Here is a 15,625-nt window from a genome sequence, read left to right as displayed (position 1 = left end):
GCTCAGGTCTCGGGGTGTGTCGTTCGTCGCGCGTCTCCTGACCGGACGGTCAGCTCGCGCGCGGCATCAGATCCGTGGCTCGCAGCACGCGGAGCAGATCCTCGGGGTCGATGATCAGGCGGCCGGTCGGCGGGTGGGTCGAGTCGGCCTCGTCGTACTGGAGGTCGGCTGGCAGGCTGTAGAAGTCGGCGAGGTGGCGGCACAGCTCCCAGAGCCGGCGCTCGGCCGCCTTCTGGTCTCGCCACCGGCGCTCGGCGTCGACGTCGGTCTCCGCGCTGCCTTCCCGCTCAAGCCGATGCGCTCGGCATAGCCCGTCGGGGTCGCGAGGCAACGCCTTCTTGCTACACCGGTGTGCGACATACCCTCGACCTCCGCCCATGACCATCGCCGTGCAGCGGTCGTCCTCTTCCCACACCATCCCGGCCCGTCACCGCCTTCGCTGTCCGCCAGTCAGAAGAAGCCGTGTAACCAGGCTAGGGGCTTTCAGCCAGATGTCCATGGTTCCGGCATTGAGTTCACAACGCCGATACACAAGACGGCCGATGCGGCGATGCTGGTCATGAACTTGCTTCTGCACAAGGGAATTTCTAGCCGACTGCAGGCGCCCGGGTACGCTCGGCACCGAATCCCGGACCAGGAGGTGACAACGTCGGGACCATTCTCAGACACCGTTCCGATGATCGCGTCGATCGCGGATGATGAACGACACCCAAAGAATGTGACGCATACCACCCTGGGCGCATGCCGTCCAACAATAGGCGCGACCTTGTCTCCGAGAAAGACATATAGCCCCCACGGAAGGCCCGCTTCAAGCGGCATAGTTATAGCGCACACAAAAGCCGGGCCCGCGCGAAGCCGTTGGGAAGTGGCCCGGCGACCGCGAGCGCCGTGACCCAGCGTGACACCTGGGTCAGAGGAACCGGTGCATGATGTGCATGTCGACCTCGCCGTGGACGGCGTGCCGGAACCCGCGCGGCACCGTGCCGACGATGATGAAACCGAGCGACCGCCACAGGTTCAGCGAGGCGACGTTGGTGGTCACCACAGCGTTGAACTGCATCGCCCGGTAGCCGAGTTCCCGGGCGGACGCCAGGCAGTGCAGCCCCAGCTGGCGCCCGACGCCGCGGCCCCTGGTGTGCGGCGCGACCATGAAGCCGGCGTTCGCGACATGGTTGCCGAGAGTCAGCTGGTTCGGCTTGAGCTGGTAGGTGCCGACGATCCCGCCGGCCGAGTCCAGCGCGACCCAGGTCCAGGCCGGCGGCGGGGCGAGCCACATCGCCTTCCCGGCCTCGCTGGACATGGCCGGGTCGTACGGGTAGGTGTCGCCAGCCGCGATGACCGTGTGCCACAACGGCCAGAGCCCGGGCCAGTCGTCCTCCACCGCCGGTCGGATCAGCAGCTCCATGCCCACCACCCCATTGTCCCGCCTCGCCAGGAATGCGGGCCTGGCTCGGCCGCTCCTGCCCGGTCCCGCGCACCGCGACCAGGCGGGTTCAGACCGGTGTGAACGGCCGCGTGGACCGCCGGCTCAGCCGGTCTCGACGGCCAGCGCGAACGGGAGGACGGCCGGGGCACCGGCCTCCCGCAGCAGGCGCGCGGCGACCGTCATCGTCCAGCCCGTCAGGACCACGTCGTCCACCAGCAGCACCGGGCCGTCGGCCGCCGCGATCCCGGCGGACACCGCCGACGGGACGGCGAACGCGTCGGCCAGGCCGGCCAGCCGGTAGGCGCTGTTGTGCGAGGCGCCGGCGGACGGCCCGTCGGCGACCCGGTCGAGCGCGCCGAGCAGCGGCAGCCTGCCGATCGCGGCGATCCGGCCGGCAACGCTCGCGACCAACCGCGGCCGGGACCGCGACGGCAGCGCGACGACGGCCGCCGGGCGCTGCTTCCAGTCCCAGGCCTTCAGCGTCTCGACGATCGCGTCGACCAGGTCATCCGGCACCGGCTGGTCGGGGGCGCCCGGCGCGAGCATCGGGCGCAGCCGGTTTCCCCAGCCCACATCGTTGAGCCGTGCGAGCACGCGGCCCGGCTGGGCGCCCGCGCCGGCCGGGATCCGCCCCGACAGGCTCACCCCGAGGGTCTTCATCCCGGTCGGCCACAGCTTGCGCGGCTCGAGGACGACCCCGGGGCGGCGCAGCTCGGCCCTGGCCCGATCCCGAGCCGAGTCCGAGACGTCCGCGTCCCAGCTCTGACCGGTGCAACGGTCGCAGCGGCCGCAGGTGGCCGCGTACGGGTCGTCGAGCTGCCGGCGCAGGAACTCCATCCGGCAGCCCTCGGTGGCGAGGTAGTCGAGCATCGCCTGCTGCTCGGCGGCCCGCGCCGCAGCGAGCCGCGCATACCGCTCGGCCTCGTAGTGCCACGGCCGGCCGGTCGACTCCCAGCCGCCGCGAACCCGGCGGACCGCGCCATCGACGTCGAGCACCTTGAGCATCGACTCCAGCCGGCCGGAACCGATGTTGACCGCCGCCAGCAGGGCCTGGGTCGACATCGCCCGCCCGGTGCCGGCCAGCGCGCCGAGGACGTCCCGGACGACCGCCTCGGGCGGGAACGAGGTGTCCGCGAAGTACTTCCAGATGTCCCGGTCCTCCGCGGCCGGGAGCAGCACCACCTCGGCCCGTTCGACACCGCGGCCGGCCCGGCCGATCTGCTGGTAGTAGCTGATCGGCGAGCTGGGCGCACCTACGTGCACCACGAAGCCCAGGTCGGGCTTGTCGAAGCCCATACCGAGCGCCGATGTCGCGACCAGCGCCTTGACCCGGTTCGCGAGCAGGTCCTCCTCGGCGGCGATCCGCTCGGCGGGCTCGGTGCCGCCGTGGTACACGGCGACGGGGTGCCCCTGCGCCCGCAGGAATCCGGTCAGTTCCTCCGCCGCCGGTTTGGTCAGCGTGTAGACGATGCCCGACCCGGGCAGCCGGTCGAGATGCTCGGCGAGCCAGCCGAACCGCGCCTCGGCCGACGGCAGCGTGACGACGGCCAGGCGAAGGCTTTCCCGGTCCAGCGCGCCGCGCAGCACGAGCGTCCCGGCGGCCTCCCCCGTTGCGTCGGGGGTTCCGTTCCCGCCGGGGGCGCCGTCGCGGCTGCCGGCGCCGAGCTGCTCCGCGATGTCGTCGACGACCCGGCTGTTCGCGGTCGCGGTGGTGGCGAGCACCGGGACGTCCGGGCCAAGACCCACGACCAGCGTTCGCAGCCGCCGGTAGTCGGGCCGGAAGTCATGGCCCCAGTCGGAGATGCAGTGCGCCTCGTCGATCACGAGCAGGCCCGCGGAGGCCGCCAGCTCCGGCAGGTAGTCGTCCCGGAAGGCGGGGTTGTTCAGCCGCTCCGGCCCGACGAGCAGCACATCGAGGTCACCGGACCGCAGCGCCGCGTAGACCTCGTCCCACTCGGTGACGTTGCCCGAGTGGATCTCCCCAGCCCGGATGCCCAGCCGGGCCGCTGCCTGGGCCTGGTTGCGGATCAGGGCGAGCAGCGGCGAGACGATGACGGTCGGGCCGACCTTGTTACGCGCCGCGGCGTTCCAGGCGGGCCGGGTGGCCCGCGGCACGCCGGGCTCGGCCCAGCCCGCGAGCACGTCGTCGGGCGCCTGCGGCACTGACGCCTCGTCGTAGTCCGTCGGCTCGAACCGGTCGTCGTCGGGCCCGTGGCCGAAGTCCGCGTAGCCGTCTCCATCGTCCGGCGGCTCGACCGGCCAGGGCTCGTCGCGCCAGTCCGCCGTGGTCACGGCGGGCCCCGAGGTGCCGGTCGGCAGCGCCCCGCGCTCGCGCAGCAGCGCCGTCGCGAGGAAGTAGACGGCCGACTTGCCCCAGCCCGTCCGTTGGACAAGCAGCACCCGGCGACGGCCGTTCACCAGCGCGTCGATCGCCTGCCACTGGTCCTCACGCAGCCGGGCGTGCGGGCCAGCCAGCTGCCGCAGCAGCTGCTGCGCCCGCTCGCGGGTGTCCATCGCCGCCGCGCCTACGGAGCCCGTGGCGGCGGCCACCTCCGGCGCCAGCCTGCTCGCGTCCACCGCCATCACCCTGTCCGCACTTGTCCGAAGGAGCTGTGCGCGACGAAGGCCTGCCCGCTGCCTTCGACCGCCGCCGCCCTGTCTATCCCACCCCTGCGACAGTCCACGACCGAGCCCGGCGGGCGTGGGCCGACCGGGCCTGCTCAGCGGGCGGAGTCAACCAGGTCGCGATCCGGCTCACCGGTGGGCATCGGGCCGCGAGCCCCCCTACGGGCGCGCAGGAGCCCGCGCGCGCCGAGCCAGGCGACGGCTGTCCCGACAACCAGCGAGACGACCGTCAGTACCAGATGGACCAGGAAGAAGCCAGTCGGGCCGTCCTGCCACGAGCGCGGGTCCTTCCAGATGTTGCGCAGGAAGGTAGGCCAGATCACCCACGACCAGACGCCCACCAGAACCAGGAACCAGGCAGCCCGCTTTGACAGAGTCACTCCCCCACCATCGCAGCCGGTCCGCCCGGACGGCCAAGGTGTCCGCGTCACACCGGGCGACTGGCGTCGCGGCCCGCACGGGCCGCGGCCGACGTCATCGCCCGCCGCGGCCGGAACCGGACAGGTCACGCTGCCGCCGGCGGCCGCGTGGGCCGGTCCCCGGACGGGGCGCCGGCAGCGGCCGTACGGCCGCGAGGTGCCGGGCCCGGTGCGCGCGGCGGCGCGCCTGCACCCGCCGCCGACGGTGTCCGGCCGCGGCCAGCAGGCCGGCGAGGACCGTGGCACCGAGCGCGAGCCAGGTGATCCAGCCGGGACCGGCGCCCTGGTGGCGCCGGTCGGCGCTGGCCGGCTGGGCCGCACCGGCGGCGAGACCGGCGTGGCCGGCGCCGACGGGCCCCGTCCCGTCCCCGACCGTGGGCACGGGCGGCAGCGCGGGCAGGACACCCACCGGCTTGACCACCCCGTCGTTCGCAAAGCCCCAGTCGAGCAGGGCACGGGCATCCGCGGCGTAGTTGGGCGGCGCCCGCAGCAGGGCGACGAGCAGCGTCCGCCCGCCTCGGCGCGCGGCGCCGACATAGGTGGCGTCGGCCGCGAGGGTGTAGCCGTTCTTCACACCAAGCGTGCCTGGATACCTGCCCAGCAGCAGGTTGTGGTTCTGGATCTCGAAGGAACCACCGTTGGGGGTGGGCAGGACGGCCCGCGGAATGGTCAGGTACCGGCTCACCATCGGCTGCGCGATCGCGGCCCGGCCGAGGATCGCCAGATCGCGCACGGAGGTGAGCTGGCCGGGGGCGTCCAGGCCGGTCGGGTCGACGGCGTGGGTGTCGGTGGCCCCGAGCGAGGCGGCCAGCGCGTTCATCCGCGCGACCACGGCGTCCCGGCCGCCGACGGCGTCGACGAGTGCGACGGTGGCGTCGTTCCCGCTGGCGATCAGCATCGCCGTCGCGAGGTCGCGGACCAGGTAGCTCTGGCCGGGGACCAGCCCGGCCTTCGTTCCGTCGACGGTGCCGGCGTCCCGGCCCACCGCGACCCGCAGGTCCGGCGCGAGTCCAGGAAGGACGACGAGCGCGGTCAGGATCTTCATGGTGCTCGCCGGCAGGTCACGGTTGTCGGCGCCCTGGGCCGCCAGGATCTGGCCGGTGTCCGCGTCGGCGACCAGCCAGCCCGCGGACGTCAGCCGCCCGGGCAGGCTGGTGCCGCCCTGGCCGACCGCAGGGGCGGGCGGCGGCGCCGGCCCGGCGGATGGCGAGCCGGCGTCGGAGGATCCACCGGCCGCGGGCGCGGCGGCGGCCGTTCCCGTCAGCGAGACGTCCACCATCGGGAGAACAACCCGGGCGAGCATCGCCAGGATGGCGGTCACGAGGACTCTGACGAGCCAAGCGCGCCCGGCCGCTCCGGTGGCGGCGGTCAACGGCCTCACCAAACGCGGGAGGTCGAGCCAGCAGCGTTCACAGTGTCACCGTACGTGGTAACACCAACACGGTGCGACACGGGTGGCGGGAGATCCCAGCCTCCGGGACCTCCGACCCAGGCGGTGCCGGTGCCTCGGTTAGCCGGACTGGTCACCCAGCAGGTCTGGGCTGCGTCGACAGTCGGGCGAAAGAAGCGCCGACGCGGTGCTGGCCGCCGGGCCGGACGCCGCGCGGCGGCGCTCGCCGCTGGTCCGGTGCCCTCCGGTCGCCCGGGTCGCCGCCGAGCGGCTCGCGCGCCGGCCGCTGACGCCGTTCGGGGCCGGGTCGAGGTCGGAGGCGGGCTCACCACCGGCGACGGCCCGTATGCCGACTCCCGCGGCCACCGGTGCCACCCCTGAGCCGACGCCCGGCGACGCGGTGAGGGTGTCGCGCACGGCGTCCAGCACCAGCAGCCGCAGGTCGTCGCGCAGTGCGTCCAGCTGGTGGGCGAGCTCGCCGCGCAGGTACTGCCGGGTCGCCGCGTCACTCTGCGCCAGGCGCAGGGCGGCGACCTCGCGGGCGAGGAACTCGGCGTCGTCCCTGATCCGCAGCGCCGCGGCGCGGTCCTCCGCGAGCGTCGCCCGGTCGCGGTCGTCCTGCCGGTTCTGTGCCAGCAGGATCAACGGCGCCGCGTACGCGGCCTGGGTCGAGAAGGCGAGGTTGAGCAGGATGAACGGGTAGGGGTCCCAACGCATCAGCGGGATGGCCACGTTCAGGCCGATCCACACCACGACGAGCACCGACTGGATCGCGAGGTAACGACCGGTGCCGAGGAAGCGGGCGACGCGCTCGGCGCCGCGGCTGAAGGCCTCGCGGTTCACGCCGCGCGGCAGGAGCATGGTGCGGCTGGCCGCCGGGATGTCAAGGCGCTCGGCGGCACGCCGAGACACGACGCGGCTGGCGGTGGTCGTGATGCTCATGGAGGTTCCCCGTTCCGCGCGCCTCGCCGCCGGAGCAGCGCCGTCGGGTCGAGGCGCACACGTAAGAGCAGGCCGCGCTACGGCGGCCCGGGCCGAACTTGTCTCAAGATCGGCCAACCCCACCCAGGGAAGGACACAGGACGGCTGCCGGGCACCAGAGGTGCCGGGCAGCGCGGCGCGGGCGCCTGAACGCGCCCAGGGAACTCAATCCCGCCGAGCCAGGTCGCGGACCGCGATCTGGCTCCAGGCTAGTTACGCCGCGTTACCTTCCGTCGAGCGTCAGGTGGAGGTGGCCGTAACTAGAGCACCCGCCAGGACTCACAGCGGCCACCTCCTCGCGGTCGTCCTCGCTAGAGGATCCGATAGGTTCTTGTCAAGGATAACGGCCGACTCCGCTGCACCCCACTTGGGGCTGCCGTGATATTGCTCCTTTGCCCGTCGCCGCAGCGGATGCCGGCCTGTTGACCGGGTCGGCGCGTTGTCCCAGGTAGGCCGGGCGAGCTACCAGCGTTCGCGAGAGCCGGCGCCGTGGGCGCTGTCCAGAGCGGCGCCGCCGCCCACAGGCTCGATGCCCGCCAGTGTCTGCGTCATCCGCAGCCAGCGACGGCCGTCGCCCGGCTCGCCACCCGGGTCGCCGTCGATGGCGAACCCGTGCCGCTCGTAGAGCCGCCGCGCGGCGGCGTTGTCCAGGTTGACCCAGAGCGTGACCTCGCGCGCGCCGACCTGACGGGACCAGGCGACCACAGCCTCGACGAGCGCGTCGCCGGCACCGATGCCCCGCGCCCACGGCGCGATCCACATCGCGGCCAGCTCCCGCCGGTGAGCCGCCGTCGCGGGCGTGTAGGCCCTGGCCAGGCCACACGGCGTGCCGTACCGGGTCACGATCGCCACATAGTCGTCCAGGCGGGTCGCGCCGTCGAGCGCCCTGCGGTCCCAGTCGCCCGCCGCAACCGTCAGCTCGTCGCCGACGCAACCGGAAAAGGCTCGCGGCGCGTCCGTGAGCGCGAGCAGCCGCAGCGACCGCAGCAGCAACGCCTCGTCCGCTCGGATCCGGCGGATCTCGACCTCGACTGGTCCCTGCTCGACTGTCGCCAGGTCGACCGGCGTGTGCTCGCTCGCGGCGTGGGCGGCGGGCGCCCCATCCAGCGACGCCACGTATCCGCCAGGCGCGGCGATGGCCGCGGGCGCCGACGCTACCGCGCCGACGTTCGTCCCCGTCGCGTTCATCGGCTCCTCTCAGGACGGTGGCACGCGCGGTGCGGCAATGCCGCGAGGTGTCGCGCGGGCGCGCTGTGCCACGGGCAAAAGGCTAGGACCATGTGCTCGGCCGCGAGCGATCAGGTTCGCACATTCCGGGCCCTCACGTCCGGGGCTGCCACGAAGGCCACCCGACGCCGCTCCAGCGGCGCCGGTCCGAAACCGGCCGTGACCTGCACCGACCCGGGCCACCACGGGAAGCGCGCCCCCAGCTGGCGGAGGCCAGCCGGGCGCCCGGCGCTCAGCGGCCCAGCCGAAGCGCTCGGCGGGCCACGATCCGGGCCAGCGAGGCCGCCGGGATCGTGCCCCGGCCGAGGCCGATCTCGACGAGCGTGTCGTACAGCTCGGTGCGCCTGCTGGCCGCGTGGACGGCGGCGTCCATCAGCGCGCGGTGCCGGCCGGCGAGGCCGGCCAGCAGGGTCGTGTGCCGCAGATGACGGCCCAGCTCACCGGCGAGCGCCCGCCGGTAGGCACCGCCAGCGCCGTCCGGCCGGCCTGCCACGACGGCGGCCATCGCCGCGTCACCGGCGAGGGAACCGGACAGCAGCGCGTAGTAGATCCCCTCGCCGGTCAGCGGGTTGATCAGCGACGCGGCGTCACCGGCCAGCAGCACCCGGCCGTCCGGCTGCCGCGGCCGCGCGGTGGACATCGGCAGGTGGTGGGCCCGCAAGGTCCCCGGGTAGGCCGGCTGCTCGGGAAGGATCGCCGCAAGGGTGCCATGCAGCACCGCGCGGCCGGACCGCTCGTCGGCGCCCGCCGCGCCACGGGCGGCGGCCGTGGCGTTCAGCTGGGAGCGCAGCATCCCGAAGCCGATGTTGGCCCGGCCGTCGCCGATCGGGAACGACCAGGCGTAAGCCGGCCAGCCCTCGTCCGTCATCTCGATGTACTGCTCCGGCGGGACGTCCGCCTTGGGCGCGTCCGCGTAGGCACGCACGGCGATCGCGAGCGACTCCGGCGGGTTCACCGGAATGCCCAGCGCCCGGCGCACGGCCGAGTTGGCGCCGTCGGCGCCGACGACGACCCGGGCGGCCAGCGCGCCGCCGTCCATGACGACCGCAGGGGCGCCGCCGACCTCCGTGACGCCGACGTCGCGAACCCGGTGGCGCACAACCCGGGCGCCGCGCGCCTGCGCCGCAGCGAGCAGACGCGCGTCGAACACCATCCGCGGGATGACGTGGGTGGCCCGGGCCGACGGCGTGGCGACCTCGGCGCCGCCCGGGGTGCGCAGCCGCATCCGGTCGACCGGCCGGTAGCCGGCTGCGGCGTCCGGTACGCCCAGCTCCCGCAGAACGTCGAGGCCGTGCGGAGCGATGCCGTCGCCACAGGTCTTGTCCCGCGGGAAGAAGGCCAGGTCGGCGATCACCACTGTGGCATCCGGCCGGTGGCGCAGCGCCGCGAGGGCCGCGGCGGCACCGGCCGGCCCGCCGCCGACGACCAGCACGTCGGCGACCCGGTCACGCAGCTCGGCCACGTCCGTGACCGGCACCGCGGGCGGTGCGGAGTCCAGGGGGCGCATCGCCCCATTTTCGCAGCCGCCGCCCGACCCGCATGCCCCCGGCCCCCACCCGGTTCCAGCGCAGCCCCGCAGCCGGCCTGGGCGCGGCGCCGCGCCCAGGCCCGCCACACGGCCCCACCCCCGGCGGGGCGCGGCCGTTCAAGTCCTACGGCGCGGTCGCCGAACCGGGTCGGACGCCGCCTAGGCGTATGCGTGATCACATGTCTCGGGCGGTCTGGGGGATGGGGTGGGGATGTTCGTAGAGTGCGACGGGTGGAGGCGCTCAAGCAGGTGGCCGAGTGGCCGGTCTCGAATGTCGCGGCGGTGGTGCTCGTGCGTGCGGCGGACGGGGCGGTGTGCCGGGCCGGTGCGGTCGGCGAGCTCGGGGTGCCGTTCCAGCTCGCAAGCGTCTCGAAGACGATGTCGGCCTATGCCGCGCTGATCGCCGTCGAGGAGGGCGCGTTCGGCCTCGACGACCCGGCCGGACCGCCCGGATCGACCGTCGCGCACCTGCTGGCACACGCGTCGGGGCTGGCCTTCTCCGGGCCGCGTGTGCTGGCCCGACCGGGGACCCGGCGGATCTACTCGAACACCGGGATCGAGGAGCTCGGCCGGGCGCTGGAGGCGGCCACCGGGATCGCGTTCGGCGAGTACCTGGCCGAGGCGCTGTTCGCCCCGCTTGGCATGACGGCCAGCCGGCTCGAGTCGTCGCCGGCGTACGGCGTCACGTCGACGGCCGCCGACGTGGCCGCGTTCGCCGCCGAGCTGCTGCGGCCCACGCTGCTCGCCGCCGAGACGTTCACCACCGCGGCCTCGGTGGCGTTCCCCGGGCTCGACGGGGTGCTGCCGGGCTTCGGGATGCAGAGGCCGAACGACTGGGGGCTGGGCCTGGAGCTGCGGGGCACCAAGGCACCCCACTGGACGGGGGCGACCAACTCCCCGGCCACTTTCGGGCACTTCGGCCGGCTCGGGACGTTCCTGTGGGTGGACCCGGTCGCCGGGGTGGCCTGCGTCTGCCTGACCGACCGCGAGTTCGGCCCCTGGGCCGCCGACGCCTGGCCCGCCTTCTCCGACGCCGTCCTGGCCGAGGCCACCACCCTCGACGTCTGACGCACGGCGGGCGACATGCGGGTGTCGCGGACGAAACACCGCTGCCGCGGCGGTGCTGGTGATTCCGCAAGCGTGCCAGGGGGTATTCCGCCTGTCGTGGACGGCATCCGCGGCACCATCGACACGGCCCGCCGGGGCGTCACCGGCGGCGTCTCGACGACCCGGCGATCGCTCCCACCGCTCGACCACGCCATCCGCGCCTACGCCCGCTATGGAGCGAACGGCGGCGACCGGCTGGCGGCCTCGACCACGTACTACATGTTCCTGTCGTTCTTCCCGCTAGTCGCGTTGCTGTTCGCGGCGACCGGCTTCGTCGTCGACTCGTACCCAAACCTCAAGGACGAGATCATCCGACAGATCAACGGCTACCTGCCTGGGCTGGCCGACAAGCTGAACATCGGCAGCTTGGGCACGCTCAAGGTCGGAATCGGCGTACTCGGCCTCGTGGGTCTGTTGTTGGCCGGGTTGGCGTTCGTGTCGGCCCTGCGGGACGCGATCCGCCTGATGTGGCACCAGAGCACCGACGCCGGCAACCTGATCACCCGACGGTTGCGAGACATCCGGGTACTCGCGGGGCTCGGCCTGCTGGTGGCGGTCTCGTTGGCGCTGACGAGCCTCGCGACGTCCGCGAACGGCGTACTCCTGCGGGCGACCGGGATGGCGGGCAGCTCCTGGGCCTCCTGGTCGGCCAGAGGACTGGGCGTGCTGCTGGCCCTGATCGCCGACCTGATGGTGTTCCTGTACCTGTTCTGGCGGCTGCCCCGGCGGACGAGCCGTCGCGCGGTTGCCCGGGCCGCCCTGCTCGGGGCGGTCGGCATCGAGGTCTTCAAGCTGGTCGGAACGTGGCTGGTCGGCAAGACGACCGACAACCCGATGTACGGCACCTTCGCGGTGCTCGTCGGGCTGCTCATCTGGATCAACATCGTGATGCGCTGGACGCTGTTCGCAGCGGCCTGGGCCGTCACCGCACCAGGAGACTCCGACGTCTTCCCGTCCGGCACCGCCGAGCAGGACGCGACGGAGCCTGGCTCCTCCTCGGAGCAGGACGACTCGGCCTCGGCTGCCCGGGACGGCCAGCCAGACGAGACCCCCGACGAGGCGGCAACAGCCAGGACCGACGAGGCCACCAGGACGGCGGCGGCACCGGACGACACGGCGGACTCGCCCGCCGACCGGCACTCGCCCGCCGACCGGCACTCGCCCGCCGACCGGCACTGGCTCGCCGACCGGTTCCGCGGAGTCGTCCTGCGGCGCCATCCCGCCACGGCCCGGCACCCCGCCAGGCTGCCAGGCGCGGCGGCGGGAGCCCCTCGGCCGGCGGACCCGCCGTCAGCCAGGACGGCGCCCCACGACGAGGCGACGCCGGCCGCCCCCGCCTCCACTCGAGGCGAGGACGGCCAGGGCAGCCGCTAGACCCGTTCTCCGCACGTGCACCCTATGGTCAGGACGAGTGATCTCTTGTCGGCCCACCAACCGGCTGTCGGGCGTCCGGAGGGTGAAATCTGACATGATTCAACTCGTTCGATCACAGCGGGTGCGGGTTGTCAATGCGACCCCACTTCATGATTAAAAATGGCATCGGTTGGGGCAACGAAACCCCATGTGCGGAAGACAGCGCTAGACCGCGTTCAACGAGGCGATCGCCTCGTTGAAGGTCGCCGACGGGCGCATGACGGCGCTCGCCTTGACCGGGTCGGGCTGGTAGTAGCCGCCGATGTCGGTCGGCGAGCCCTGCACGGCCAGCAGCTCGCCGGTGATCGTCGCCTCCTGGTCGGTCAGCGCCTTGGCGAGCTCGGCGAACGCGGCGGCCAGCTGCTCGTCGGCGGTCTGCGCGGCGAGCTCCTGGGCCCAGTAGAGGGCCAGGAAGAAGTGGCTGCCGCGGTTGTCGATCCCGCCGACGCGCCGGGCCGGCGACTTGTTCTCGTTGAGGAACGTGCCGGTCGCCCGGTCGAGCGTCTCGCCGAGGATCTTGGCGCTGGCGTTTCCGGTGACCTGCGCGAACTGCTCGAAGCTGACCGCCAGCGCCAGGAACTCGCCAAGGCTGTCCCACCGCAGGTAGTTCTCCTTGACCAGCTGCTGGACGTGCTTCGGCGCCGAGCCGCCGGCACCGGTCTCGAACAGGCCACCACCGGCCATCAGCGGCACGACCGACAGCATCTTGGCGCTGGTGCCCAGCTCCAGGATCGGGAACAGGTCGGTCAGGTAGTCGCGCAGCACGTTGCCGGTAACGGAGATGGTGTTCAGGCCCTTGCGGATCCGCTCCAGCGAGTACGCCGTCGCCTCGACCGGCGAGAGGATCTCGATGGTCAGGCCCATGGTGTCGTACTCGGCCAGGTAGGCCTTCACCTTGGCGATCAGCTGGGCGTCGTGAGCGCGGTTCTCGTCGAGCCAGAACACCGCCGGGTCGCCGGTCGCCCGGGCGCGGGTGACGGCGAGCTTCACCCAGTCGCGGATCGGCGCGTCCTTGGCCTGGCACATCCGGAAGATGTCGCCCGCCGCGACCGGCTGCTCGAGAACCACCGCGCCGGAGGCGTCGACGACGCGCACGACGCCGTCGGCCGCGATCTCGAAGGTCTTGTCGTGGGAGCCGTATTCCTCGGCCTGCTGGGCCATCAGGCCGACGTTCGGCACCGAGCCCATGGTTGCCGGGTCGTACGCACCGTGGGCCCGGCAGTCGTCGAGAACGACCTGGTAGACGCCCGCGTAGCTGCTGTCTGGCAGGACGGCCAGGGTGTCGGCCTCCTTGCCGTCCGGGCCCCACATGTGGCCCGAGGTGCGGATCATCGCCGGCATCGAGGCGTCGACGATGATGTCGCTCGGCACGTGCAGGTTGGTGATGCCACGGTCGGAGTCCACCATCGCCAGCGCCGGGCCGGCGGCGAGCTCGGCCTCGAAGGAGGCCTTGATCGCGTCGCCCTCGGGCAGCGCGGCCAGGCCCGCGAGGATCGCGCCCAGGCCGTCGTTCGGGGTGAGGCCGGCGGCCGAGAGCGTGGGGCCGTAGGCGGCGAACGTCGTCGGGAAGAACGCGCGGACCATGTGGCCGAAGATGATCGGGTCGGAGACCTTCATCATCGTGGCCTTCAGGTGCACCGAGAACAGCACGTCCTCGGCCTTGGCCCGGGCGATCTGGGCGGTGAGGAACGCGCGCAGCGGGCCGACCCGCAGCACGGCGGCGTCGACGACCTCGCCGGCGAGGACCTTGACCGACTGCTTGAGCACCGTGGTGGTGCCGCTCGCCGCGGCCAGCTCGATGCGCAGCGAGCCGTCGGAGTCGACCACCGCTGACTTCTCGGTGCTGGCGAAGTCGTCCTGGCCCATCGTCGCGACGTTCGTCTTCGAGTCGGCGCTCCAGGCGCCCATCCTGTGCGGGTGGTTGCGGGCGTAGTTCTTCACCGAGGCCGGCGCGCGCCGGTCCGAGTTGCCCTCGCGCAGCACCGGGTTCACCGCGCTGCCCTTGACCGAGTCGTACCTGGAGCGGACCGTGCGCTCCTCGTCGGTCTTCGGCTCGTCCGGGTAGTCCGGCAGCGCGTAGCCCTTGGCCTGCAGCTCGGCGACCGCGGCCTTCAGCTGCGGGATCGAGGCCGAGATGTTCGGCAGCTTGATGATGTTCGCCTCGGGCCGCAGGGCCAGCTCGCCGAGCTCGGCGAGCGCGTCACCGATCCGCTGCGCCTCGTCAAGGTATTCCGGGAAGGTCGCGATGATGCGGCCGGCGAGCGAGATGTCGCGGCTGTCGACGGGTACGCCCGCGGCCGCCGCGTACGCCTGGATCACCGGCAGGAACGAGTACGTGGCCAGGGCCGGCGCCTCGTCGGTGAACGTATAGATGATCGTCGAATCAGTCACCGCTACTCCGCTTCGCGTTCGCTGCATCTCGCGAGCAGGACGTGGGTCCCACTCAGTCGAACCTATGTCCCGCTCATCCCGTTTCCGCCGGCCGGCGGGAGCCGATGACGGGCCACGGCACCGGAGAGGGCGTCGGACGAGCCGGCGAGCGTCACGCGCGGCGGCCTGGCGGCGGGTCAGCGAGGTGACCACGTCTCCAGGCGGCATGGGCGGCGCACGCGAGGCTACCCCGCGCGCGCGGGGACTGGTGGCGCTGTGTGCCCGAGATTGCAGCCGGCACCCACCGATCGGGCGACGCCGGGTCCACCCTGTCGTCCGCGGCCGCGCCTAGGGCGCTTCCCGCGGGAAGCGCCCTAGGAGGGCGGGATTGGCACCGTGAGGGTCAGGCCGATCACGGCGGCGCCGAACGCGGTCAGCAGGACGGCGTCGAACAGCCGGCCGCGCACGGCGAGCATGCCCAGCCGGCGCGCCGGGAGCACCAGCCGCGCCGCCGCCAGGACGAGGAGCAGGGTTCCGATGCCGAACAGCCCGACCCGCCACCGGTTCTGCGCCACCACCAGGATCATCCCGACGGCGACCCCCGCCAGCGCCACCGTCAGCGCGAGCTCGCGCACGAACCAGGGCCCGCCGCGGCGCTGCTCGGCGGCCCGCCGCGCTTTCGCCTGGGCGCGCGAGCCGACCCGAGCACCAGCCGCCGGTGCCGGCCGGCCGGCCTCGCCCTCCCGTCCCGGCCCGCTGGACGCCCTGGGCCGCCGGGCGGACGGCTCCGGCCAGCCGCGCGACGACGACAACGCGGTGGGCACGGCGTCGCGGGGCGGCTCGTCGTAACCGGAGCGCGGATTGCCAGGTGTCGTGCCCGGACGCGGCACGCCCACAGGCCCCGGTCGCCGTCGCGGCTGCGGGTTCACTGCGTCACGCACCGGCCCTGTCTGCTGCCGCGCTCATGGTGCTACGCCCAGTCCGGCCCACGCCCGCAGTGTAAGGAGCCAGCCGGCTCCCCGGCACACCCACCCACTCGGGGCAATCCCGATCTACCCGGCAAACACGGGCCTGCCGGCCGTCCCGATCGCCGCTCAGGACGTCTGGCGGCCAGGGCGGCGCGGCGGTCGTCCGGCTGC

12 protein-coding genes are annotated in these 15,625 nt (G+C 73.2%); 2 read left to right on the top strand and 10 right to left on the bottom strand.

The features are described 5' to 3' along the window. Nucleotides 1–49 precede the first annotated feature (49 nt). The 8 genes from FRADC12_RS17875 to FRADC12_RS17840 form a co-directional block, all read right to left on the bottom strand. Nucleotides 50–331, bottom strand: coding sequence for a hypothetical protein (locus tag FRADC12_RS17875; protein WP_232303868.1), 282 nt, complete (start codon nt 329–331; stop codon nt 50–52). Between the two features lie 579 nt (nt 332–910). Further along, nucleotides 911–1,405, bottom strand: coding sequence for a GNAT family N-acetyltransferase (locus FRADC12_RS17870; protein ID WP_045877512.1), 495 nt, complete (start codon nt 1,403–1,405; stop codon nt 911–913). 123 nt (nt 1,406–1,528) lie between these two features. After that, entirely contained in the window at nt 1,529–3,940 is a 2,412-nt protein-coding gene (locus tag FRADC12_RS17865; RefSeq protein WP_045879773.1) for a RecQ family ATP-dependent DNA helicase, read from the bottom strand. A gap of 206 nt (nt 3,941–4,146) precedes the next feature. After that, nucleotides 4,147–4,431, bottom strand: a complete 285-nt coding sequence (locus tag FRADC12_RS17860) for an SCO4848 family membrane protein (protein ID WP_045877511.1) — start codon at nt 4,429–4,431, stop codon at nt 4,147–4,149. 94 nt (nt 4,432–4,525) lie between these two features. Next, nucleotides 4,526–5,791 carry a D-alanyl-D-alanine carboxypeptidase family protein gene (locus tag FRADC12_RS17855; protein ID WP_232303867.1) on the bottom strand — a complete coding sequence of 422 codons (1,266 nt, stop codon included), beginning with the start codon at nt 5,789–5,791 and terminating at the stop codon, nt 4,526–4,528. A 189-nt stretch (nt 5,792–5,980) separates the two neighbouring features. Then, entirely contained in the window at nt 5,981–6,802 is an 822-nt protein-coding gene (locus tag FRADC12_RS17850; RefSeq protein ID WP_045877509.1) for a DUF1003 domain-containing protein, read from the bottom strand. 501 nt (nt 6,803–7,303) lie between these two features. After that, nucleotides 7,304–8,029, bottom strand: coding sequence for a GNAT family N-acetyltransferase (locus tag FRADC12_RS28535; RefSeq protein WP_052710982.1), 726 nt, complete (start codon nt 8,027–8,029; stop codon nt 7,304–7,306). 271 nt (nt 8,030–8,300) lie between these two features. Beyond that, complete coding sequence (locus FRADC12_RS17840; protein WP_045877508.1) at nt 8,301–9,575, bottom strand: NAD(P)/FAD-dependent oxidoreductase; 1,275 nt, start codon at nt 9,573–9,575, stop codon at nt 8,301–8,303. Nucleotides 9,576–9,827: 252 nt separating this feature from the next. Here FRADC12_RS17840 and FRADC12_RS17835 point away from each other — a divergent pair, with 252 nt between their 5' ends. Both FRADC12_RS17835 and FRADC12_RS17830 read left to right on the top strand, forming a co-directional pair. Then, nucleotides 9,828–10,664 carry a serine hydrolase domain-containing protein gene (locus tag FRADC12_RS17835; RefSeq protein ID WP_045877507.1) on the top strand — a complete coding sequence of 279 codons (837 nt, stop codon included), beginning with the start codon at nt 9,828–9,830 and terminating at the stop codon, nt 10,662–10,664. A 72-nt stretch (nt 10,665–10,736) separates the two neighbouring features. Continuing rightward, entirely contained in the window at nt 10,737–12,077 is a 1,341-nt protein-coding gene (locus tag FRADC12_RS17830; RefSeq protein ID WP_232303866.1) for a YhjD/YihY/BrkB family envelope integrity protein, read from the top strand. Nucleotides 12,078–12,281: 204 nt separating this feature from the next. On the opposite strand, the gene FRADC12_RS17825 is transcribed toward FRADC12_RS17830, so the two are convergent. Continuing rightward, nucleotides 12,282–14,507, bottom strand: a complete 2,226-nt coding sequence (locus FRADC12_RS17825; RefSeq protein ID WP_045877506.1) for an NADP-dependent isocitrate dehydrogenase — start codon at nt 14,505–14,507, stop codon at nt 12,282–12,284. 353 nt (nt 14,508–14,860) lie between these two features. Then, on the bottom strand, nt 14,861–15,382 hold the full coding sequence (locus FRADC12_RS33265; protein ID WP_232303865.1) for a DUF3017 domain-containing protein: 522 nt from the start codon (nt 15,380–15,382) through the stop codon (nt 14,861–14,863). Nucleotides 15,383–15,625 lie beyond the last annotated feature (243 nt).

The organism is Pseudofrankia sp. DC12 (assembly GCF_000966285.1).
Taxonomy (GTDB): domain Bacteria; phylum Actinomycetota; class Actinomycetes; order Frankiales; family Frankiaceae; genus Pseudofrankia.
The sequence above is the reverse complement of the archived record's forward strand: the minus strand, read 5'-3'. Positions and strand labels throughout refer to the sequence as shown.

Coding starts and splice junctions, on each gene's coding strand:
- FRADC12_RS17865 (WP_045879773.1), bottom strand. CDS start 3,940: ATGGACACCCGCGAGCGGGCGCAGCAGCTGCTGCGGCAGCTGGCTGGC.
- FRADC12_RS28535 (WP_052710982.1), bottom strand. CDS start 8,029: ATGAACGCGACGGGGACGAACGTCGGCGCGGTAGCGTCGGCGCCCGCG.
- FRADC12_RS17840 (WP_045877508.1), bottom strand. CDS start 9,575: ATGCGCCCCCTGGACTCCGCACCGCCCGCGGTGCCGGTCACGGACGTG.
- FRADC12_RS17870 (WP_045877512.1), bottom strand. CDS start 1,405: ATGGAGCTGCTGATCCGACCGGCGGTGGAGGACGACTGGCCCGGGCTC.
- FRADC12_RS17850 (WP_045877509.1), bottom strand. CDS start 6,802: ATGAGCATCACGACCACCGCCAGCCGCGTCGTGTCTCGGCGTGCCGCC.